Raw genomic sequence first — 20,641 nt, 5'->3', positions numbered from 1 at the left:
TGAATATGGCTGGGTATCTGCTCGCTGGGTATACAGATTTGTCCGATGTCCAATGTCCGTGCTTGCGTATGATATCTGTGATATTGGCAGTAAAATTCGCGATAGTGGTGTTCTGTTACGGGTTTTGCCTGACGATCATAAAACGTGAGATTAATTTGATTGCCACCAAATGGCGATTCTTCCCGTATATGGTTAAAAAACCTCAGCTTTGCTTAAGGATAGCGATTTCAGAATCACGTAAATTTAAGCTCGGTTTTTTCGGTTGGAATGTATATGCAATTAAGCCCGATACTACCTCCAATAAAAAGCCGACTATACTCCGATGTCGTGAATGTTCTATCTGAGAAATATTTTTTAATTGGTCATTCACGGTCTCTATCAAAAAACGTTTTCTTAACATAATCTTATCCCAAAGCGATAAAAACTTGGCTTTCATATTGCGACGAACACTTGTGATAAGTGTTATCCCTTCTGCCTCCAGTTCATCACTTAAAGCTTGTGATAAATACCCTTTGTCGCCATACAGATGTCCTGTTAATCCTTTTACCAACTCCTTAACCGGATGGCGATCATCTGTATTTCCCGGCGTTAATTTGACAGACAAAAGCTCCCCACAATCATTAATGACCAAATGAAGTTTAAAACCATAAAACCACCCCATACTGGTTTTCCCCCGTTGTGCTACCCCCTTAAAAACCTTATTTCGGGGAATACGAAGATTATGGCAAACGGCGATTTTGGTGGAGTCGATAAAAGCAATGCCTTGTGATTTTTCTTTGCGTGAAGAAAGAAAAGTGCACAACGGGATAATCGCTCTTTTCTTCAAGGTTATTATTCGGTTGTAACTGACCAGATGGGGGAAATCAGCCTTAAGATACGGTTGCACATGCTCAATATAAAACGCGTTGAAATGACGATAGTGGCTCATGTGAAATAAAATGAGGAGCGTCATGATTTCACTCAGTGACAGGGACGCTGCGCGATGGCGTTTAAGCAGATTATTCTCGATGAGCTGTTGTTCCCAAAGCGGAATAAATTTTTGGCAAAAATCATCGACGCAGCAGTTAAAGTAATCATAGCCTGAGGATCTCCACGATTTTGTTTTCTATACAAAAACTTTGATCGTGCCTTAGGCTCTTAGTTCCTTTTTTTCTTTCCTTTCTTAAGCAGAGTTCAGGTTAATCAGCTCTAATGGACAAATATGCACTGGAGGGAATGAAAACCTCTTGTGGCGCGACATTGATTGCTTCGCAAAGCCTATTTCAAGCATAGGATGTCGGAAAAGATCATATTTTGCTTGAAATAGGGCTAGTTGATTCAAGTACGGATGCTCAGTGCTTCATTATCTTTTTACAAACTACCCGGTTGACGTGGTGGATTGCGGCCTGACCTATTTGTCGTCGCACTGCGAATATCCCGACCAATAACATCAATACTCGCTTGAAATGGTGGGAATGGCAGAGTAATGCCGTGTTCGTGGAATCCTTGCAAAATAAGCTGGTGGACTTCATGACGAACAGGCATGCGATGTCCCATTTCAGCGGCATAAATACGTAATTCAAATATCTGAATACCATGTTGAAGATCAACCAGATAGGCTTCAGGTGCCGGGTTATCAAGGATCAGAGTGCTACGTTTAGCCGCAGTTAGCAGGATCTGTGTGACTTCTTCACAGTTAGCTTCTGCCGGAGCAGGAATTGTCAGCACGACACGGGTGATGGTGTCAGATAATGACCAGTTAATAAACTGCTCAGTAATAAATGCTTTGTTAGGAACAATGATCTCTTTTCTGTCCCAATCTGACAGGGTTGTTGCTCGTGTATTGATCTTGGTGATGCTACCGGTCAGATTGCGGATAGTCACGGTATCGCCGATACGAATGGGTTTTTCAAACAGTATCATCAGGCCAGAAACGATGTTAGCGAAGATTTCTTGTAAGCCAAAACCTAACCCAACCCCTAGCGCCGCAACAAGCCATTGCAATTTTGACCATTCAATACCAATCAGAGAGAAACCGACCAGACCACCAATCAAAGTAATGGTGTATTTGGTGAGTGTGGTGATGGCAAAGCCGGTGCCTGGTGTAAGCTCTAAATGCTGTAATAAGGCCAACTCAAGCAGTGCGGGTAGGTTACGCACCAGTTGAGTGGTGATAATAATCACTAAGATAGCAATCAAGACAGAACCTACGGTGATGGGTTGAACAGTTTCTACATTGTTTATTGTGGTGGTGACATCCCACAGTCGGATATTTTCTAGAAATGAGAAAGCGGAATGAAGTTCTGACCAGAGCCAAATGAGTGAAACCAAGGCAAGCAGAGTGAGAATTGAACGGACTAATCCTAGTGATTGAGCACTGATTGCATCCAGATCAATAATGGGTTCCTCAACTTCAATGGAACCTTCGATACTGCTTGAACTGGTTGAATCGTCTTCGCTTTTGGCTCGTTGAGCCAGAATTTCTGCCCGCCGCTGTTTGGCCCGGTCAAAGGCGATCCGGCGTCGCTGAATCAACATCCAACGACGGATAATATGGTAAATAACCAGCAGGAAGAACCAGATAGCAACGGAAGTCTCCAGACGCCCAAGCAGTGCTTGTGATGTGCTGAAATACCCCAGTATGCAAGCTAGCGCTGCGACTATTGGCGCAGAGAGTAGAATCCACCAGAGAGCAGTGTTGATAACATTTTCACCGGAGCCATTTTTATCCAGATAGAGCGGAATTTTTGCCCGTTTCAGGCTGTTAGTGATCAGGCTTAAGGAGACGCATAGGATTAGGAAGCAGAGCCTGCCAAGTGTGGAAGCAAATTCTCGATCACTGTAATGTTCAAAAGTTATTAATGCCATGACCAATGGCACAATGGCAAAGATGGATAGCTGGTAGAATCGTAAAGCCCGTTTAACGCGTTCTTCCGTCCAACGGAAATGGGCAATGAATAACCCATTTGGATGGGCAAAAGTCGCACTCAGCATGAAGATCCATAATACGGGCGTCGTAGCATTGACACCATAACCAATAGCTGTCGCCATAGGGTACTGCCAGGCGCTTTGCAGCCCATAACCAATAGCGGACCAGAGCATGGGCAAAGGTAATGCGACAACAACCGACCAGAATACGGTACGTAAAGTGAGGGAAAAGTGATCATAGGTTACTTTGCCGATACGGTTACTCGCGCGTTCAAGGAATGCATGATAATGGCGAAGAGAACCGATGCTGAATATAACCAGGAGTAGCGTGCCAAACAGATATAGAAGCGTATCCTGAGTGGTCAGCATGACTATCAGGGCTCCGCTTAACTGAGAAAAAGTGTCCAGCGATAATAGACGGGTCAGATCCTGCACAACATTGATTGGGTAATTGAGCGAAACGGGATTAACATCTGCGACCCAAAATAGATAACGGTGTGTGGCCTCTTTGACTTCTGTTAGTGCATCATTTAGCTGGCTGGTAGCGACTTTCAATTTGGTCAATTCAAGGATTTCACTGTCGTAACCAGATAATAATGAATTAAGTAGTTCTTTGCGGGTGCGGGTAAGAGAATCATAAATCCGCTCTTGTTCAGCAGTTAACGCAATGTTGCTTTTCTGTACGGGTTTTATGTCTTTTTGTAACTGCTCCAGCATGTCTTCGTATTTCAGCCGATCGACCCTGAATTTGACAATATTCCGATCAAGTTGCTGTGGTTTAGACATGTCAGGTAAACGGGCAAGTTGAGTTTGGAGCGCTTCTCCGAGCGTTGTGGAGCCACCGAGCCATTGTGCCTGTTCACGAATGGTATTCAATGCCTGCCGGACTTGAATAATATCACTGGCGGCTTGGCGTTGCTTTGAGCCGATGACATTCATTCGTTGTGCTTGCTGATTTAATTCCTGAGATAAATTCCGGTTCAGTTGTAATTCATCGAGCAGAAATTTTGGGAGCTGATCACTTTGTTCTGCCAGCATCTCGGTATGTTCCAGGGCTAATTCTGCTTTTTGCTGGCGTTGTGCATTAAGTTGGCTACGAAGTTGTTGCAGCTCAAGATCAAGTCGATGATATCGTTTTTTGAACAGTTCAACCCGCATACGGGAAATTTCCTGCCGATTATTCGCAGAAAGTTGCGCAATTTCGAGTTCATTGACTGTCGCTTTGTGGGCATTGACTTCGGCTTGAGCTAAGGCAAATTGAGCCTCTCCTAATGGGGTGGATGGTGTCCCTAATGATTGCAGGCGAGAAGATGCTTCAGTTAGCAAGCGTCGTGCTTCTGATTGTTGTTGCGGTAATAGTACTAAAGAGTCGCTGATTTCCCGTCCTTTGTCCTGCTCTTGCTGTAATTGTCCCCCTTGTTCTAGCAACCGACTGCTGACCTGAATAATCTGTTGCTCAATGTTCGCAATGGATTGGTTAGCAGGAGTTGGGCGGGGAGTATCACTTTCAGTAAGTAATTTTTGACGAAGTTCTTTAGTTATTTTAGGGAAATCATCAATGGCAGTTTGGTATTTCTGCGTTCTGTCATTGGCAGATTTCGTATCGGCAATCCAATTGAGTGCACCTTGCAACGCCTGAGCCACTTCTGCGTCCTGCGGATTTTTACTGGATTCAATTTGTTTCAGCTCTTGTTTGAGCTGGTTTTCGTCAAGTGAAATCGCAGCAAGAACCGGGTTAATAATGAGCAGGCTAAGCAATAAGCTGATAATCAGGCGCACGATAGAGGGCTCTCCTTGGCAAGGGATTAGCTTATGTTGTCAGTGGGTTCTTCAAGCATGATAGCTTGGGCTAACAGTTCACCCATGCGGGTTGTTGAGCCACTGCTCAAATGTCCGGCTAACTGTATCTGATTTGGTGCAAACAGGTTAATAACGGTAGAACCCAATTTGAAACGCCCCATTTCTTCACCTTTCTTGAAAGAAATCGCGCCAGTTGTACCGGCTTCCGGGTAAGTCCAGCGTTTGATAATGCCTTCCCGTGGTGGTGTAACCGTACCACACCAAGCCATTTCGATACTGCCGACGATAGTTGCACCAACCAGAATCTGTATCATGGGCCCAAATTGAGTCTCAAATAGACAGATGACTCTTTCATTACGAGCGAACAGGTTTGGCACGTTGGCGGCAGTCAATGGATTGACAGAGAACAGATCACCAGGGACATAGATCATCTCTTTCAGTAATCCGTCGCAAGGCATATGTACGCGGTGATAATCTTTAGGTGATAAATAAGTCGTTACAAACTGCCCATCACGGAATATCTCTGCTAACTGATAGTTGCCGGCGAGTAGAGCTTCAAGTGTGTAGTGATGTCCTTTGGCCTGAAGGATCTGATAGGTTCGGATGTTGCCTAACTGGCTGATAGTGCCATCGGCAGGTAGCGCTAATTGGTGTTCATTGCTGACAACTGGGCGAATATCATCTTTTAGTGGACGGATAAAGAATTCGTTAAATGTCGAATATGCTGAAAACTCAGACGTTTTCGCTTCATTCATGTCCACTTTATAAATACGGGCAAACGTCTTGATTGCCAGTTGAGTCAACCAGCCAGCTTTTTTGTTAGCAAACCAGCCTGCCAGATGAGTTATCCCCTGTTTAGGCAGTAAATATTGCAACCTGATTTTAATGTTATCCAGCACGTCAACCTCTTGGATTCTATTGGCAAAATTAGACAAAAGGGGGTTATTGTACCCGTCCTTTCATTTGATGTCAGTTAGCTATCGTTATCTGTAAAAGTCTTGCGTGGTTTAATTTGATCCATGCTATCGAGAATACGGTGATAATTCTCAAAACGTTCTTGATTTATTTCATTATCTTCCACTGCCTTCCGTAGCGCACACGCTGGATCGTCCCGATGTTTACAATCACGGAATTTACAACTACCCAGATAGTCACGGAATTCGATAAAACCCTGAGTTATCTGCTCAGGTGTTAAATGCCACAGGCCAAACTCCCGAACACCAGGAGAATCAATAACATCACCGCCATGTGGGAAATGATAAAGACGGGATGCCGTTGTGGTGTGCTGACCTAAACCGGAAACATTTGAAACCTGATTAACCAGAATCTCTTCTTCATCTTCTGGTAGGAGTGTATTGAGTAAACTTGATTTACCCACACCAGACTGACCGGCAAAAATACTGATTCGACCTGCGAGCATCTTCGTTAATTCTTCCATACCTTCGCCGGTATGGCTTGATAGTTTCAATACTCTGTAACCAATGTTGTGGTATGTGGACATGATTTCGCTGACCCATTCACGGCTTTCTTCGTCCAAAAGATCAATTTTATTCAATACAATCAACGGTTCAATGCCCAGTGTTTCACAGGCAACAAGGTAGCGATCGATAATATTGAGTGACAATTCAGGAAGAATGGCTGACACAATCACTATCTGATCAATATTGGAGGCGATAGGTTTAATGCCATCATAATAGTCAGGCCGCGTAAGTACGGAAGTCCGTTCGTGAACGGCTTCAACAATACCATTCACTTTAACATCTGCTTGGGTTTGCAGTGAAGGTCGCCATACCACCTGATCGCCAGTTACTAATGAGCGGATAGTTCTGCGAATATTACAACGTTGTATAGAACCGTCTTCTGCCTCGACATCAGCATGTTGGCCGAAACGGCTGATAACTAGCCCTTCTTGAGGTTCACCTAACTGACTATCATCCATTTCAGGTTTATTATCCTGTTTTTTCAACCTACGCTGATGATTTTCCTGTACCCGCCGTTGCTGGCCTTTGGATAGTTTATGCTTAGCCACCGAACCTCACTTGTTCCACATTTATCGCTGTTATTGTTTAAAAGCGCTATGATACACCATTAATAAGAACTATCTCTCCAATCTAGGGTATAACATGTCAAAAAGTGAGCACAATCTTATCTGGATAGATCTAGAAATGACGGGCTTAGATCCAGAGCGGGATCGCATTATTGAAATTGCGACAATTGTCACCGATGCAAATCTGAATATCCTGGCTGAAGGGCCTGTCATTGCGGTTCATCAGTCTGATGAACAACTTGCTCTGATGGATAAATGGAATGTGCGCACTCATACGGGTAGTGGGCTAGTTGAACGCGTTAAAGCAAGTAAAATTGATGATCGTGAGGCAGAGAAGGCGACGATTGAATTTTTGGAAAAATGGGTTCCGGCAGGCGCTTCCCCTATTTGTGGTAACAGCGTGAGTCAGGATCGGCGTTTCTTGTTCCGTTATATGCCAGAATTGGAAGCTTATTTTCATTACCGCTACCTAGATGTCAGTACACTTAAAGAATTAGTACGTCGCTGGAAGCCGGAAATCCTTGCTGGGTTTAAGAAACAGAATACTCATCAGGCACTGGATGATATCCGTGAATCAGTGGCTGAATTAGCCTATTATCGGGAACATTTTATTCAACTGTAAGCCAGAAAGTTTTCGCTGGTTTGATAACGCAAGTTTAGTATGACGATTAATTAATCTGTGTTGATGTTTAAATCGTCATTTTGCCAAAAAGTTTGTTTTTTTGCGTTGAAGGGCTTGCGGGCGCAACGATTTCTCGTATAATGCGCTCCCCATACCGATGAAGAATTTCATAAGGTATGGATAGCGTACTAAAAAATATGCGGGAATAGCTCAGTTGGTAGAGCACGACCTTGCCAAGGTCGGGGTCGCGAGTTCGAGTCTCGTTTCCCGCTCCAAATTTTTATTTGGAATTAGTATGTTATTTCTGGTTATCATTAGCCAGTCAGTGACGCGGGAATAGCTCAGTTGGTAGAGCACAACCTTGCCAAGGTTGGGGTCGCGAGTTCGAGTCTCGTTTCCCGCTCCAAACTTGAAATTGATATCTTGAGATTAATATATTGTTTCAGGTTATCACCAGTCAGTAATGCGGGAATAGCTCAGTTGGTAGAGCACGACCTTGCCAAGGTCGGGGTCGCGAGTTCGAGTCTCGTTTCCCGCTCCAAGTCTTCCTTATCATGCCGATAACCTAGCAATATCCCTCTCCCTTGTCAGTCTTATTTTCACGTAATAAACATGCTGCATGATGTTGTAAACATCGTCTGGGTTATTGGTAAATTTTTTGTATTTAACTTGTGAGTTGCATTTCTCCGCTCCCATTTTTGATATGCAAATATCCATTGAAGTTTCTTACATTCACGGTTTTTAAGTCCAAAAGTCAGGCTTGCCATCAGGTCGCTGTAAAATCGACGCTTCTGTTCTGTACCAAAGCGTCGATAGGGGGAAATTTCTGGCTTATCTCCTGTAACTCTTTGTTTTCTCCATATGGTTGATTCCAGGTTTAGATTCGTGTGGAATAGGTTTTTTACCGATTGCTCTCTTGTTGCAGATCAGGATACCTCCGATTACGAAAGCGCCTCCGATGAACATTGGGAATGTTAATCTCTCATCTAATAGTGCTGCGCCGAGCAATACAGCGGTCAAAGGGTTAAGCGCGATGAATACGCCAGAACGAGTGGAACCAATTTTTTGGATTCCGTCGTAATACCAGATGTAGGCCACTGCTGAACCGACGGCGCCGAGATAAAGTAAGCTGTAGAGATCAGTCATAGATAATGCATGTATTGCAGATAAACTCATTTGCTCGGTGGAAATAGCCGTTGCTGTCAGCATGATAGTGCCTGCCAGGATGGAGTATGTAACGGTGTGTAGCGGGCCGATTTGGTTCACAATGTTCTTGCAGAAGACGCTATAAGCAACCCAGCTTAAAACGCAGCCAAAGATCAGCGTATCACCCAACCAGTTACCTTCTTCTCCCACGGTCAGTTGCGGTGTTTTGCTGAAAATCACGATCATTGCACCAAACAGACAAAGAATGATTCCCAGTATTTTCAATGGCGATTGCCTTTCCTTATAAAAGAAATATGCAAAAATCGCCATGACTGCTGGATTCAGTGCCACGATAAGTGAAGCTCTGGATGCGGTTGTGTGATGCAGGCCATAAAAGAAGAACAGGTTGTAGGCGTATATTCCACAGAGGCCAAGTCCGATGATTTTCAATAGTTGAGACAGATTAATCTTGATAAACATCTTTCCTGACAAAATGAGGAAAATAATTAGCGTCATACCTGCAAGAATAAATCTGAGGCTTGCTGACAGCAAGGGAGGCGTTTCGACAGAAATATATCGACCTGCAACAAATGTCCCGCCCCAGATGATAGCTACAAGAGACAGCTTGATATAGGTTGAGTAGTTGTTGATTGGCTGCGTTGATGCGTGGTTGCTTTTCATGTTTGTCGATATCGCAATTTATAGGGTGGAAGATGCTTTCAAGGCGGCGTATTCCATAGTTTGTTCCAATATTTCACGTTGAGCACGGCTACCTCCCAATAATGGCCATTTCTCATAGCTGAGACGGAGTTTGCTTAAACACTCCTCGTAGTGTCTAGATGTGAATAGTAAGATTGCTTTAAGGACGTCTATCCCTGTGGAATGAGTATCTGGTTCGATGCCAAATCCATCGCTTTCCGCGATTAGCTTTTCAATAAGAAAAGACTGATTTGTTGCAGAAAAAGCAAGTGCTGCATGTATCTTGTGGAAGTAAGAGGTGGAGGCGCTGATGCTGCCTGTCCAAAGGACGGCGAGACGTTCCCAAATTGGTTGGAATTTAGTGTCAGCAGATTTGAGCCTGAGCTGCCACAAGAATCCTACAGCGTCCAAGTCCTGTTTAGCGAATGGATTGTCTTTTAGAGCATATAATTCATCAAAAGCTTGCAATGCAAGCGTGATCTCATCGGATCGTTCATACGCAATGGCGAGATGCCAGTATACATGCATTCCCATTCCGGTGTTGGTTATCCAATGCTCTTTGCAGTTGGTCAGGAAGTGGCAAAGTTCTTTCCAGCGACCTAGCTCATGCAAGGCATGTGCGACAGCATGAATGCCATAGATGTTGTCCGGCATTAATTTAACAGATTTAAAACCAACCTCTAAGGCATCATCAAGACATCGAGCTTCACAAAGGACGAATGATTTTATGGAAAGATAATATGGATAGAGGTAGTGAGTGCTAGAAATGTGTTCGTCACAATAAAGCAGAAGGGACTTCAGGTTGGTTGTTTTTCCTGTGCAGAAATCAAGCATGTGAATAAAGAAGAGCGCGATAATATCCGAAGGGTATGCTCGAATATGTTGGGTCAGAAGCGATCTCGCGTTCTCGTAATCAAATTGTACCCATGCACTGAATGCCTTATGGATAAGGCAAAGCTCAGGGAGAGAGAGGTCGTGCTCGTTCATTTGAGTTAATGTGATTTTGAATTTATAAAGCTCTTTCATCTCGCAAGAGGTGATGGCATCAAATCCTATCAGGAGTTTTTTGTAAGTTCGCTGAGTTTCATTCATTGGAATGAATTCGTCTGAAACTCCACGGAGGGATAAGAACATGCTGTTTATTTCCGGCCATATAGAAGATGAGCCATCTGAAGGCCATTGGTAACTCATAAAATCCCCTTTTTTAATTAATTATGGTTTGGAAACTCGGTTGAGCGCTCGGCGAGCATGCCTCGCCTATTGTTTTATATCCGCATTGCATATACTTATTCAGATGTATGATCATGCGGAAATGAGTGATTACTCAAGGGGGAGATAATGACTTTAACCCAGCTCGAAATTTTTGCTGTTGTTGCTGAACGGAAGGGCTTTACCTTAGCTGCTGCCCAGCTCAAGATCTCTCAGTCTGGGGTTTCCCATGCTATCAGAGTCCTTGAACAGGAGCTTGGCGTAGAGCTACTGCATCGGCATCAGGGAGTTGTCGAACTGACAGATATAGGAGAAAGCCTGCTACAAAAAGCCCAGGCCATTCTTGGTCTGGCTGAAACTATGCGGCAAGAAGCAGCGGATGCACGAGGGATGAAACGAGGTACTCTGCGAATCGGATCATTTGGCCCGACTTCATCCTTGTGGCTGTTGCCAACGGTACTGGCCGATTATCGTAGGCTTTACCCCGGCATTGAGGTCCATGTTGATGAGGGACCAGACAGGCAGGTTGTGCAATGGCTTATGGATAGGCGAGTGGATGTGGGATTTGTGACCCTGCCGGAAGACCAATTCGACACTTATCCGATTCTTGAAGACCAAATGGTGGCTTTGTTGCCGGTAGATCATCCTTTGGTGTTGCAGGATACGGTGACGTTGAAGGATCTGTGTGTTGGACCATTCGCGTTGACAGAAGCTGGATCGGCTGAACTGGTTTCCAGGCTTTTTTTATCGGCAAGGTTGCAACCTAATATTCGTTATCGGACGTCTCAATTGTTAAGTACTTTGGCTGCGGTTGAGCGTGGGGATGCGGTAACGATTGTTGCTGAATCATCTCTGCCGCGGACTCGTGAAGTTCATTATGTTAAGAAAGTGCTGAATCCAAAGGTGAAACGACATGTCGGATTAGCTGTGTTTGATGAACGCCAATCGTCACCAGCCACTAGAGCATTTATCGCATTGACGGCTAAAAAATTCCGCATGGGGAGTTCGGCTATTTCCCAGGTTTCTAGGGAGCTGGTCAGTGAATGAACAGCGCTATTTTCTTGTCCGTGACCCGAAGCCATGAGGCTTCAGGTCGGGTTGCTCAATACTGATAGTCGACTCTGATCATATTGTAATGGGACGGGTAAACGGGGTAAGTGCCTCCGGTCAGAATCCCACTAATTCTAAAGGAACCTTTGGCATCCTGGCCGCTAAAGGCATTTGTAACGCCATTTAAGGTACCGGAGACGTCCAAACATTGTGATGGAGTGGATGAATATCGAGGAGTATAACAAACGTTGAAAGTTTGAGTTGTCGCACCATTGTTATATAAACCGATATTCCAGGAAACTGTCGTGATAGTTGACCTTGTTGGTACCGAAGAGGGAGTGGTAAAGAAATTTGAGTTGGTGAAGCCGGCAGCATAAACATTTGGGGCAAGGCTTGTTTGTGACCAATTGCTGGTGGCAGCAAAGGAGATCTGAGCCGTGGTTAACGCGAGAAAACCTACTGCAATTTTGGTAAATCTTTTCATTCTTCAATCCTCATTGCTAGTTAGTTATCTTACTGTTATCTGCATGCAATAGCTGTGCGAAATCCAATATGATTGGTGCACATGAAAATTACTTGCTTATTGATTCCTATGGTTGTTCAAATCTTCCTTGATCAAATAAAAAGAATCTCACTGCAATAACAGTGGATCAAGCGAGGGCCTTGGCTGAATGTCTGAATCTGTGCGCTGGCTTCATCGATGTTGTGTGATGTTTATGCCTAAAGGGGTATTGTTTGGTTGTAGATTCTTTATCTTTTTCGACATTGGTAGCCAGCCTTATATTCCGATTGTACTCAGTTCTGCGGGTGGTATTTATAGGGGGTGAAGAAAGTATTATCCTTATAATTGCAAAATATTTTTTTAACTTCTGCTTGCCAAACTTTTTGAGGTAGTACATAATGCACTCCTTTCGTCAATGAGGTATGGGAAAAATCTCTGTTGAATCAATGAATTAGCTGATATTCAAAGGATTTACTTCCTGCTCCAAGTTTCTTCCTCAATGGTTGTGCTCACTTACTTTGATTTGATTTTTGGGTTATATCCTCGTAGTACAGATTTCTATTTTTTATCCACAGTCCGGAAGTTGGTTTCCCGGCAAATAAGTACGATACTTTAAAATTATCACACAGACTTATCCACAGGCTGTTGCGTTTGAATTTTTCTGACTTTGAATGTTACAAAATGAGTATTTATTTTGTAACTTGTTGATAGTTTTTCGGAATGATCCTTTGTTAAGAAATATCACATTGATCACTTGCGCTTTTTTTGAGCATTGATCAACAAGGGGTTTTTATTTTATTCACAGGAAAATTATCTGAATCTTTTTATACGTTATAAAGATGGCTAATAATTAAGCATCTCTGGGCAAGCCCTTGGTTATTGCTCTAATAAGTCGTTTCTGTTGTGGTGTTTGTACACTAACAGTATTCGTTTTGCGGCGAATGATTTGCTGTTCAATAGCCCAATGGATATGTTCATTTAGCATGGTGTTTAATCCTAATCTCTGTTGCAAAGCCAGAATGATATCGTACTGATAGGGTGCGTTTCCTAATGCAACAGTGATATTGCGTAGCCAGCGTAAATAGCCGATGCGGCGAATTGCAGAACCTTCCGTTATCCGTAAGAATTTTTCTTCACTCCAATTGAATAAATCTAATAGCTTTGGTGTATGTAATGTTGCACGGGGGCTGAAATCATCTTCATCTGTCAATTGGGAAAAGCGGTTCCAAGGACAGATAATCTGGCAATCATCACAACCGTAAATACGGTTTCCTATCAGTGGACGAAATTCCTCAGGAATAATGCCTTCCAATTCAATTGTGAGGTAGGAAATACAACGGCGGGCATCAATGGTATAAGGGGCGATAATTGCATCGGTTGGGCAGGTTGTCATGCAGGCGACACAGCGTCCACATTGCTCTTCTTGTGGAGGATCTATAGGTAGGGGAAGGTTAATCAGCAACTCACCGAGGAAAAACCATGAACCAGCTTCTCTATTAAGGATAAGTGAGTGTTTACCGACCCAGCCTAATCCGGCCTTAGCGGCGAGTGGACGTTCCATTATGGGTGCTGAATCAACAAAAGGTCGAAAATTAAGGACTCCCTGATATTCGAAGTCATGGCAATAATTTTGGATTTGCTCCCCGAGTTTTTTAAGACGTTGGCGCAGCAGTTTGTGATAATCTCTTCCCAGGGCATAACGGCTGATATAACCGAGTTCAGCGTCGTTTAGCGTGCTGGCAAAAGAAGCTTTAGCAGGGAGGTAATTCATTCTTACACTAATAACTCTCAATGTCCCTGGGAAAAGTTCATCCGGGCGAGCACGCATCATGCCGTGGCGTTTCATCCATGCCATCTCCCCGTGATACTGTTTATCCAGCCATTCCTGAAGTTTTGGCTCTTCTACTGATAAATCAGTATCACAAATGCCAACTTGTTGAAAACCAAGAGAGAGGCCCCATTGTTTGATGTTGGTGACCAGAAGATTAAGATCGAGAGGCGTTGTCATGGTGGAAATCGGTTTATACTGCAAGGCGTTGCAGTGTAGCATAATTTGTTTCAGCCCGAAAATAGTGGGTTTGATAATGAGACTGAGCAGAAGATGTTAAATGTTGATAATAGAAGTGTGTTAGGGTTATCGTTTTAGCTGACGAATTAATAAAACAGCAGATATTATTCGATGAAAGAACTTGTTTTATCACTTCAAGATGAAGAAGCGACGGTTTCCCTTGGAAGCGCGGTTGCTGCTGCCTGTAATCATGGCAGTGTAATTTATTTATATGGTGATTTAGGTGCGGGTAAGACGACATTCAGCCGTGGTTTCTTGCAATCCTTAGGTCATAAAGGGCATGTGAAAAGCCCAACTTATACTTTGGTTGAGCCTTATGCTTTAACACCAAGATCGGTTTACCATTTTGATCTTTACCGATTGGCAGATCCGGAAGAGTTGGAATTTATGGGAATACGTGATTATTTCCATCAGGATGCCATTTGTCTGGTGGAATGGCCTCAGCAAGGAGAGGGCATATTACCGGATGCAGATATTGAATTACATTTGAGTTACCAATCCGAAGGGAGACAGGCACATTTTATTGCTTTGTCTAAATATGGTGAGAGCCTGTTAGATAATTTGAAATATTTATAAGGAATCACCCGACCATGACGCGTCTTTTAGTCGCAAAAATGATAAAGAAATGGCAAATCAGTTTTATGATAATGTGCTGGTTGTTTATTATGATGAGCAGTTTAGTGGTAACAACCGCAACCGCTGCGACTTTATCCAATATTCACGTCAGTAACAGCATAAATGAATCTAAAGTGACGATGGTTTTTTCAGGTGGTCGCCCTAATTACAGTTTTTTCCCATTGCGTTCGCCAGAGCGTTTAGTGGTAGATATCCATCAGCCAGAAACAATTATTGGCTTACCCATGAATCTACCGGGGCAGGATTTAGTGGGGAAAATCCGTTCCAGCCAGGCGCCTGATCGACAAAAAAAACGCATTGTATTTGAACTAAATAATAAAGTTAAAGTCAACTCTATAGTGCAGCGGTCGGATAGTGAATATCGGGTTATTTTTACCCTACGAGTTTCTGGGGTATCTACTGGCAAGTCTGTTTTTAGAGAGAGTTCACAAGCCGCTACAAGTAAGCTATCACTTACTAACAGCAAATTGCAGACGACAAAACAGGCTGCTTTGCAAGCAACTTCTAAGGGCGGTCAGCGGGTAGTTGTCGCTATTGATGCAGGACATGGTGGTCAAGACCCCGGTGCGATTGGGCAACGTGGATTGAAAGAGAAGAATGTGACTATCAGTGTAGCGCGCAAACTTGAAGCATTGTTACGCAATGACCCTATGTTCAAACCTGTTCTAACCCGTAACGGAGACTATTTTATTTCTGTTGCTGGTCGTTCTGAGGTTGCGCGTAAACATAGCGCAAATATGCTGATTTCTATTCATGCGGATGCCGCTCCTAATCGCAGTGCGCGTGGTGCTTCTGTCTGGGTGCTGTCAAACAAGCGTGCAAACAGTGAATTGGGTAATTGGCTTGAGCAGCATGAGAAACAATCTGAGTTACTGGGTGGTGCGGGTAATGCTTTGGCAAATGGTGCGGATCCTTATCTAAGTCAGGCGGTGTTGGATCTGCAATTCGGCCACTCCCAGCGGGTGGGCTATAACGTTGCAGTACAGGTTTTAAGTGAGTTGCGCAAAGTTGGTTTACTACATAAACGCTCACCAGAGCATGCCAGCTTAGGTGTGTTACGCTCACCGGATATCCCTTCAATTTTGGTGGAGACAGGATTCATCAGTAACTCAGCTGAAGAAGCATTACTTGGTTCCAATGATTTTCAGGATAAGCTGGCAAGGGCTATCCATCGAGGATTGCGTAACTATTTTCTAGCGAATCCATTACAGGCTGAACCTAAAACAGCCAAGAAGTAAAGGTTGAATATGGCTATTAAGATCCTACCTCCTCAATTAGCAAACCAAATTGCGGCTGGCGAAGTCGTAGAACGCCCTGCATCAGTAGTAAAAGAGTTGGTGGAGAATAGCCTTGATGCTGGCGCTAGCCGTATTGATATTGAAATTGAGCGCGGTGGAGTAAAACTTATTCGTGTACGTGATAATGGCTGTGGCATCAACCATCAGGATCTTGCGCTAGCGTTGGCGCGTCATGCTACCAGTAAGATTGCTACCCTTGATGATTTGGAAGCCATTATCAGTATGGGATTCCGTGGGGAGGCGCTAGCTAGTATCAGCTCAGTTTCGCGTCTGACATTGACTTCTCGTACTGAAGAACAGCATGAAGCTTGGCAAGCCTACGCGGAAGGGCGGGATATGGCGGTGACAGTGAAGCCGGCGGCACATCCGGTAGGCAGTACTGTCGAAGTACTGGACCTGTTTTATAACACCCCCGCGCGGCGCAAATTTCTGCGAACAGAAAAAACGGAATTTGGTCATATTGATGAAGTTGTCAGACGTATTGCACTGGCGCGTCTGGATGTACTGATCAATTTACATCATAACGGTAAGTTGATGCGCCAATACCGGCCTGCAAAAGATGAATCACAGAATGAGCGGCGGTTGGCTGCCATTTGTGGTACTGCTTTTATGCAACGGGCACTTTCTCTTTCCTGGCGGCACGACGATTTATCGATTAAAGGATGGGTTGTTGACCCGATGAATGCTGAGGCGAGTGGAGATATTCAATATTGTTATGTAAACGGACGTATGATGCGTGATCGCTTAATTAATCATGCTATCCGTCAGGCTTATCAAGATTTGCTCCGAGGAGAGCAACAGCCTGCTTATGTTTTATATCTGGAGGTTGATCCACATCAAGTGGATGTGAATGTGCATCCTGCGAAGCATGAAGTTCGTTTCCATCAAGCCCGTTTGGTACATGATTTTATTTATCAGGGTGTAACAGCCGTATTAAAACAGCGCGGAAGCGATGCCGAACTGGATATGGCTTGTTGTGAACCCGCGCCAGCATGGGAGCCGGAAAACCGTCCATCAGCAGGGGGAAATCATTTTTCCCGGCAAAACAATGCTACATCTGTGGCAACATCATCATCAAAAGAGGTTTTGTCAAGTAAAGGGAATATGGGGCCCCCTCGCGGTGGTGAAAATCGCCAATACCATGGAGACCATTATCAGAAACGTCAGGGTGAGGTATATCAGAAACTGATGCAGTCTGAACCTGAAGAAAAAAGAGAGCTGTTTCCAGCAAGAACCGCTCCGGTTATGGCAGAAAAGATCACTTCTGCTCCTGTTCAGGTTAAAAATAACAGTCATAGTTTTGGTAAAGTATTGAGTATATATTCGCCATGCTACGCTCTGATTGAATCTCCATTGGGAATTGGGTTGTTATCTTTGCCGGTAGCTGAACGTTGGTTAAGACAAGCACAGTTAACACCAACAGAGCAAGGGCTGAAATCACAGCCATTATTGATACCGCTGACACTAGCTCTTAGTAAAGAGGAAGCTGATGCTTTAAATCGTTATAGTGACTTATTGGGCTCTTTTGGTATTGACGTATCTGTATCTCATGGAAAAGCGACACTATGTGCGGTATCGTTACCATTACGTCAACAAAATCTGCCTAAATTAATTCCTGGGTTGCTAGGTTATTTGGCTCAACAGTCATCAATATCGGCAGAACAGGTTGTAACTTGGCTTGCTCGTCATATCGGCAGTGAGCATGAGACGTGGAACGTTGCTCAGGCGGTACAGTTATTAGCTGATGTTGAGCGTCTTTGCCCACAACTGGTAAAATCTCCACCAGATGGGTTATTACAATTAATTGATTTACAAGCAGTGGTGGCATCTTTTACTCATGAGTGATCAGAAAACTCAATATCTACCAACGGCAATTTTTGTTATGGGTCCGACGGCCTCAGGCAAAACAGCTTTATCTATCGCTTTACGCCAGCATCTTCCTGTGGAACTGATCAGCGTTGATTCTGCGCTAATTTATCGTGGAATGGATATTGGTACCGCCAAACCAACAACCGAAGAGCAAGCGTTGGCACCTCATCGTTTAATCAATATTCTGGACCCTTCCCAACCTTATTCTGCTGCTGATTTTTGTCACGATGCATTGAAGGAAATGGCAGAAATTACCGCTTCTGGCCGTATTCCTCTGCTGGTGGGGGGAACGATGCTCTATTTCAAGGCGTTACTTGAAGGTTTGTCGCCTTTACCTTCTGCTAATCCGGTTATTCGGGCACAAATAGAACAACAGGCGGCAGAGCAAGGATGGGATGCATTGCATCAGCAACTACAGAAGATTGATCCCGTGGCGGCGTTAAGAATTCATCCTAATGATCCACAGAGACTTTCTCGGGCACTGGAAATTTTTCTTATTTCAGGTAAAACTCGCACTGAACTGACTAAATTGTCAGGAGAATCGCTGCCTTATCGTGTTCATCAATTTGCTATTGCACCGGCAAAACGTGAGCTCCTTCATCAACGCATTGAAGCGCGTTTTCATCAAATGCTTGAATCAGGGTTTGAAGAGGAAGTTAAAGCACTTTATGCTCGTCATGATTTGCATGTGGATTTACCTTCTATTCGTTGTGTTGGTTATCGTCAGATGTGGTCTTATCTTTCTGGCGAAATTGACTACGATGAAATGATTTATCGCGGTATTTGTGCGACGCGCCAGTTGGCAAAGCGTCAGATAACTTGGCTCAGAGGTTGGAAGCCGGTTCATTGGTTGGATAGTTCTCAACCAGAGCAAGCTTTAAGCACAGTTATGCAGGTTGTTAGTGCATAGGTTTATTGATTGTGTACAATTGATGAGTACCAAAGCGCAATTTTTGAGTAGTTCATTTTTTCGAACCTTTAGGTTCTTAGTTAAAAACAACAAAATAAGGAAAATATAGAATGGCTAAGGGGCAATCTTTGCAAGATCCGTTCCTGAACGCATTGCGGCGTGAAAGGGTCCCGGTTTCTATTTATTTGGTCAACGGCATCAAATTGCAGGGTCAGATTGAATCTTTTGACCAGTTTGTCATTTTACTGAAAAATACAGTTAGCCAGATGGTTTATAAACATGCCATCTCTACTGTTGTACCTTCCCGCCCAGTTTCTCATCACAGTAGCAATACGAGTGTAGGGGCGAGTGTAGGTAATTATCATTCTGGTGGCGTTTCTGCTCCGGCAGCACAACAGGAAAGTGATGGCACTGAATAAGTTTGAGAGCAGTAATAGAATGAAGAAAAACATAGGTAGGGGGTTTTACCTATGTTTTTTCCTGTAGTTTTTTACTCAGCCTGAGAGGTCGCACCTTTGTTTGAACGTTATGAAGGCGGCGAACAAGCCGTTGTGGTGCACGTTTTTTTCTCGCAGGATAAAGACACAGATAATCTCAGTGAGTTTGAATCACTGGTAATTTCTGCTGGTGTAATTCCTGTGCAAATTGTCACGGGGAGCAGGAAAGCCCCTCATCCGAAATATTTTGTTGGAGAAGGTAAGGCGGAAGAGATTGCTGAGGCGGTACAGGCTAGTGGTGCTGATGTTGTGTTGTTTAATCATGCACTCAGTCCTGCACAGGAACGCAATCTTGAGCGGCTCTGTCAGTGTCGAGTTATCGACCGCACCGGCGTGATTCTGGATATTTTTGCCCAACGGGCGCGGACTCACGAAGGGAAGTTACAGGTAGAGTTGGCGCAGTTACGTCATCTTTCTACCCGTCTTGTCCGGGGATGGACTCACCTTGAACGTCAGAAAGGTGGGATTGGTTTGAGAGGGCCGGGGGAAACGCAGCTTGAGACGGACCGGCGTTTATTACGAGATAAAATCCGTCAGATCCTGAGTCGTCTGAGTCGGGTTGAGAAACAGCGTGAACAGGGGCGTCAAGCGCGAAATAAAGCGGATATACCGACGGTTTCATTGGTGGGATATACCAATGCCGGTAAATCGAGTTTGTTTAACTGTATGACGGCTGCTGAGGTTTATGCGGCTGATCAATTGTTTGCTACGCTGGACCCAACGTTGCGACGGATTGCAATTAATGATGTTGGTACGGTGGTACTGGCTGATACGGTTGGTTTTATCCGTCATCTGCCTCATGATCTGGTGGCGGCATTTAAAGCGACATTGCAAGAAACCCGGCAAGCAACATTGTTGCTGCATATTGTTGATGCTGCGGATAGCCGCATCGACGAAAATATTGCTGCTGTTGACAGCGTACTGGAAGAAATTGAAGCGCATCAAATTCCGGTGCTGTTGGTGATGAATAAGATTGATATGCTGGACAGCTTCACGCCGCGTATTGATCGCAACGAAGATAACTTACCGGTTAGAGTTTGGTTGTCTGCGCAAACCGGTGAAGGTATCCCGTTATTGTTACAAGCGTTAACGGAGCGTCTTTCAGGTGAAATTGCGCACTACGAATTGCGTTTACCGCCGGAAGCAGGCCGTTTACGCAGCCGCTTCTATCAATTGCAAGCAATAGAGAAAGAGTGGATAGAAGAGGACGGTAAAGTTGGTATCGAAGTGAGAATGCCGATTGTTGACTGGCGCCGTCTATGCAAACAAGAACAAGATTTGTTTGATTATGTTGTCTGATGTGCCTGTCAGGTGAATATCAGAAAACTTATGTGATTGAGAGTCGGCTTGTTTATAAGAGGCTCTTGGCCTGAAAAACCAA

General features: G+C 44.1%; 17 protein-coding genes and 3 tRNA genes. 12 read left to right on the top strand and 8 right to left on the bottom strand.

Features of this window, described 5'->3' with window-relative positions; translation table 11 throughout:
* Nucleotides 1-202 precede the first annotated feature (202 nt).
* The 4 genes from KZ793_RS08985 to rsgA all read right to left on the bottom strand — a co-directional run bounded on the left by KZ793_RS08985 (nt 203) and on the right by rsgA (nt 6,736).
* Nucleotides 203-1,033 (bottom strand): IS982 family transposase, encoded by an 831-nt coding sequence (locus KZ793_RS08985; RefSeq protein WP_225815073.1) that lies wholly within the window; start codon nt 1,031-1,033, stop codon nt 203-205.
* A gap of 317 nt (nt 1,034-1,350) precedes the next feature.
* Nucleotides 1,351-4,686, bottom strand: coding sequence for a miniconductance mechanosensitive channel MscM (mscM, locus tag KZ793_RS08980; protein WP_225815019.1), 3,336 nt, complete (start codon nt 4,684-4,686; stop codon nt 1,351-1,353).
* 26 nt (nt 4,687-4,712) lie between these two features.
* Nucleotides 4,713-5,606 carry an archaetidylserine decarboxylase gene (gene asd, locus KZ793_RS08975; protein WP_225815018.1) on the bottom strand — a complete coding sequence of 298 codons (894 nt, stop codon included), beginning with the start codon at nt 5,604-5,606 and terminating at the stop codon, nt 4,713-4,715.
* Nucleotides 5,607-5,680: 74 nt separating this feature from the next.
* Complete coding sequence (gene rsgA, locus KZ793_RS08970; protein WP_225815017.1) at nt 5,681-6,736, bottom strand: small ribosomal subunit biogenesis GTPase RsgA; 1,056 nt, start codon at nt 6,734-6,736, stop codon at nt 5,681-5,683.
* A 94-nt stretch (nt 6,737-6,830) separates the two neighbouring features.
* Between rsgA and orn the strand changes: the two genes are divergently transcribed.
* The 4 genes from orn to KZ793_RS08950 all read left to right on the top strand — a co-directional run bounded on the left by orn (nt 6,831) and on the right by KZ793_RS08950 (nt 7,917).
* On the top strand, nt 6,831-7,376 hold the full coding sequence (gene orn, locus KZ793_RS08965) for an oligoribonuclease (RefSeq protein ID WP_036776631.1): 546 nt from the start codon (nt 6,831-6,833) through the stop codon (nt 7,374-7,376).
* Nucleotides 7,377-7,575: 199 nt separating this feature from the next.
* A tRNA-Gly gene (locus KZ793_RS08960) sits at nt 7,576-7,651 on the top strand.
* Between the two features lie 55 nt (nt 7,652-7,706).
* Nucleotides 7,707-7,782, top strand: a tRNA-Gly gene (locus KZ793_RS08955).
* Between the two features lie 59 nt (nt 7,783-7,841).
* Nucleotides 7,842-7,917: transfer RNA gene (locus KZ793_RS08950), tRNA-Gly, on the top strand.
* A gap of 290 nt (nt 7,918-8,207) precedes the next feature.
* On the opposite strand, the gene KZ793_RS08945 is transcribed toward KZ793_RS08950, so the two are convergent.
* Entirely contained in the window at nt 8,208-9,203 is a 996-nt protein-coding gene (locus KZ793_RS08945; RefSeq protein WP_225815016.1) for a DMT family transporter, read from the bottom strand.
* Between the two features lie 18 nt (nt 9,204-9,221).
* The gene (locus KZ793_RS08940) at nt 9,222-10,412 is read right to left on the bottom strand and encodes a tetratricopeptide repeat protein (RefSeq protein ID WP_225815015.1); all 1,191 of its coding nucleotides are present in this window, start codon (nt 10,410-10,412) and stop codon (nt 9,222-9,224) included.
* Nucleotides 10,413-10,559: 147 nt separating this feature from the next.
* On the opposite strand from KZ793_RS08940, the gene KZ793_RS08935 reads away from it, so the two are divergent.
* Nucleotides 10,560-11,477: a LysR family transcriptional regulator gene (locus tag KZ793_RS08935; RefSeq protein WP_225815014.1), complete on the top strand. Its 918-nt coding sequence runs from the start codon at nt 10,560-10,562 to the stop codon at nt 11,475-11,477.
* Between the two features lie 55 nt (nt 11,478-11,532).
* On the opposite strand, the gene KZ793_RS08930 is transcribed toward KZ793_RS08935, so the two are convergent.
* Nucleotides 11,533-11,964: a flagellar protein FlhE gene (locus KZ793_RS08930; RefSeq protein ID WP_225815013.1), complete on the bottom strand. Its 432-nt coding sequence runs from the start codon at nt 11,962-11,964 to the stop codon at nt 11,533-11,535.
* Nucleotides 11,965-12,151: 187 nt separating this feature from the next.
* Between KZ793_RS08930 and KZ793_RS08925 the strand changes: the two genes are divergently transcribed.
* Nucleotides 12,152-12,307, top strand: coding sequence for a hypothetical protein (locus KZ793_RS08925; RefSeq protein ID WP_225815012.1), 156 nt, complete (start codon nt 12,152-12,154; stop codon nt 12,305-12,307).
* A 525-nt stretch (nt 12,308-12,832) separates the two neighbouring features.
* On the opposite strand, the gene queG is transcribed toward KZ793_RS08925, so the two are convergent.
* Nucleotides 12,833-13,990: a tRNA epoxyqueuosine(34) reductase QueG gene (gene queG / locus KZ793_RS08920; protein WP_225815072.1), complete on the bottom strand. Its 1,158-nt coding sequence runs from the start codon at nt 13,988-13,990 to the stop codon at nt 12,833-12,835.
* Nucleotides 13,991-14,161: 171 nt separating this feature from the next.
* Here queG and tsaE point away from each other — a divergent pair, with 171 nt between their 5' ends.
* From tsaE to hflX, 6 genes are all read left to right on the top strand, one after another.
* Nucleotides 14,162-14,626 (top strand): tRNA (adenosine(37)-N6)-threonylcarbamoyltransferase complex ATPase subunit type 1 TsaE, encoded by a 465-nt coding sequence (gene tsaE, locus KZ793_RS08915; RefSeq protein ID WP_225815011.1) that lies wholly within the window; start codon nt 14,162-14,164, stop codon nt 14,624-14,626.
* 89 nt (nt 14,627-14,715) lie between these two features.
* Nucleotides 14,716-15,924, top strand: coding sequence for an N-acetylmuramoyl-L-alanine amidase AmiB (gene amiB, locus KZ793_RS08910; RefSeq protein WP_397443591.1), 1,209 nt, complete (start codon nt 14,716-14,718; stop codon nt 15,922-15,924).
* A 9-nt stretch (nt 15,925-15,933) separates the two neighbouring features.
* The gene (gene mutL, locus KZ793_RS08905) at nt 15,934-17,829 is read left to right on the top strand and encodes a DNA mismatch repair endonuclease MutL (RefSeq protein ID WP_225815010.1); all 1,896 of its coding nucleotides are present in this window, start codon (nt 15,934-15,936) and stop codon (nt 17,827-17,829) included.
* A complete protein-coding gene (miaA, locus tag KZ793_RS08900) occupies nt 17,822-18,763 on the top strand; it encodes a tRNA (adenosine(37)-N6)-dimethylallyltransferase MiaA (RefSeq protein ID WP_225815009.1) in 942 nt (313 codons plus the stop codon). Before mutL ends, miaA begins: the two co-directional genes overlap by 8 nt.
* Before the next feature lie 110 nt (nt 18,764-18,873).
* Nucleotides 18,874-19,182: an RNA chaperone Hfq gene (hfq, locus tag KZ793_RS08895; RefSeq protein ID WP_011148654.1), complete on the top strand. Its 309-nt coding sequence runs from the start codon at nt 18,874-18,876 to the stop codon at nt 19,180-19,182.
* Nucleotides 19,183-19,278: 96 nt separating this feature from the next.
* Complete coding sequence (hflX, locus tag KZ793_RS08890) at nt 19,279-20,559, top strand: ribosome rescue GTPase HflX (protein ID WP_225815008.1); 1,281 nt, start codon at nt 19,279-19,281, stop codon at nt 20,557-20,559.
* The last annotated feature ends 82 nt before the right edge of the window (nt 20,560-20,641 follow it).

This window comes from Photorhabdus antumapuensis (assembly GCF_020387775.1).
In the GTDB taxonomy this organism is placed as follows: Bacteria; Pseudomonadota; Gammaproteobacteria; order Enterobacterales; family Enterobacteriaceae; genus Photorhabdus; species Photorhabdus antumapuensis.
The sequence above is the reverse complement of the archived record's forward strand: the minus strand, read 5'-3'. Positions and strand labels throughout refer to the sequence as shown.

Excerpts from the sequence above, each read along its gene's own strand:
- KZ793_RS08925 (WP_225815012.1), top strand. The coding sequence starts at position 12,152 with ATGTCTGAATCTGTGCGCTGGCTTCATCGATGTTGTGTGATGTTTATG.
- hfq (WP_011148654.1), top strand. The coding sequence starts at position 18,874 with ATGGCTAAGGGGCAATCTTTGCAAGATCCGTTCCTGAACGCATTGCGG.
- orn (WP_036776631.1), top strand. The coding sequence starts at position 6,831 with ATGTCAAAAAGTGAGCACAATCTTATCTGGATAGATCTAGAAATGACG.
- KZ793_RS08935 (WP_225815014.1), top strand. The coding sequence starts at position 10,560 with ATGACTTTAACCCAGCTCGAAATTTTTGCTGTTGTTGCTGAACGGAAG.
- mutL (WP_225815010.1), top strand. The coding sequence starts at position 15,934 with ATGGCTATTAAGATCCTACCTCCTCAATTAGCAAACCAAATTGCGGCT.
- tsaE (WP_225815011.1), top strand. The coding sequence starts at position 14,162 with ATGAAAGAACTTGTTTTATCACTTCAAGATGAAGAAGCGACGGTTTCC.
- KZ793_RS08940 (WP_225815015.1), bottom strand. The coding sequence starts at position 10,412 with ATGAGTTACCAATGGCCTTCAGATGGCTCATCTTCTATATGGCCGGAA.
- miaA (WP_225815009.1), top strand. The coding sequence starts at position 17,822 with ATGAGTGATCAGAAAACTCAATATCTACCAACGGCAATTTTTGTTATG.
- amiB (WP_397443591.1), top strand. The coding sequence starts at position 14,716 with ATGATGAGCAGTTTAGTGGTAACAACCGCAACCGCTGCGACTTTATCC.
- queG (WP_225815072.1), bottom strand. The coding sequence starts at position 13,990 with ATGACAACGCCTCTCGATCTTAATCTTCTGGTCACCAACATCAAACAA.
- KZ793_RS08930 (WP_225815013.1), bottom strand. The coding sequence starts at position 11,964 with ATGAAAAGATTTACCAAAATTGCAGTAGGTTTTCTCGCGTTAACCACG.
- KZ793_RS08945 (WP_225815016.1), bottom strand. The coding sequence starts at position 9,203 with ATGAAAAGCAACCACGCATCAACGCAGCCAATCAACAACTACTCAACC.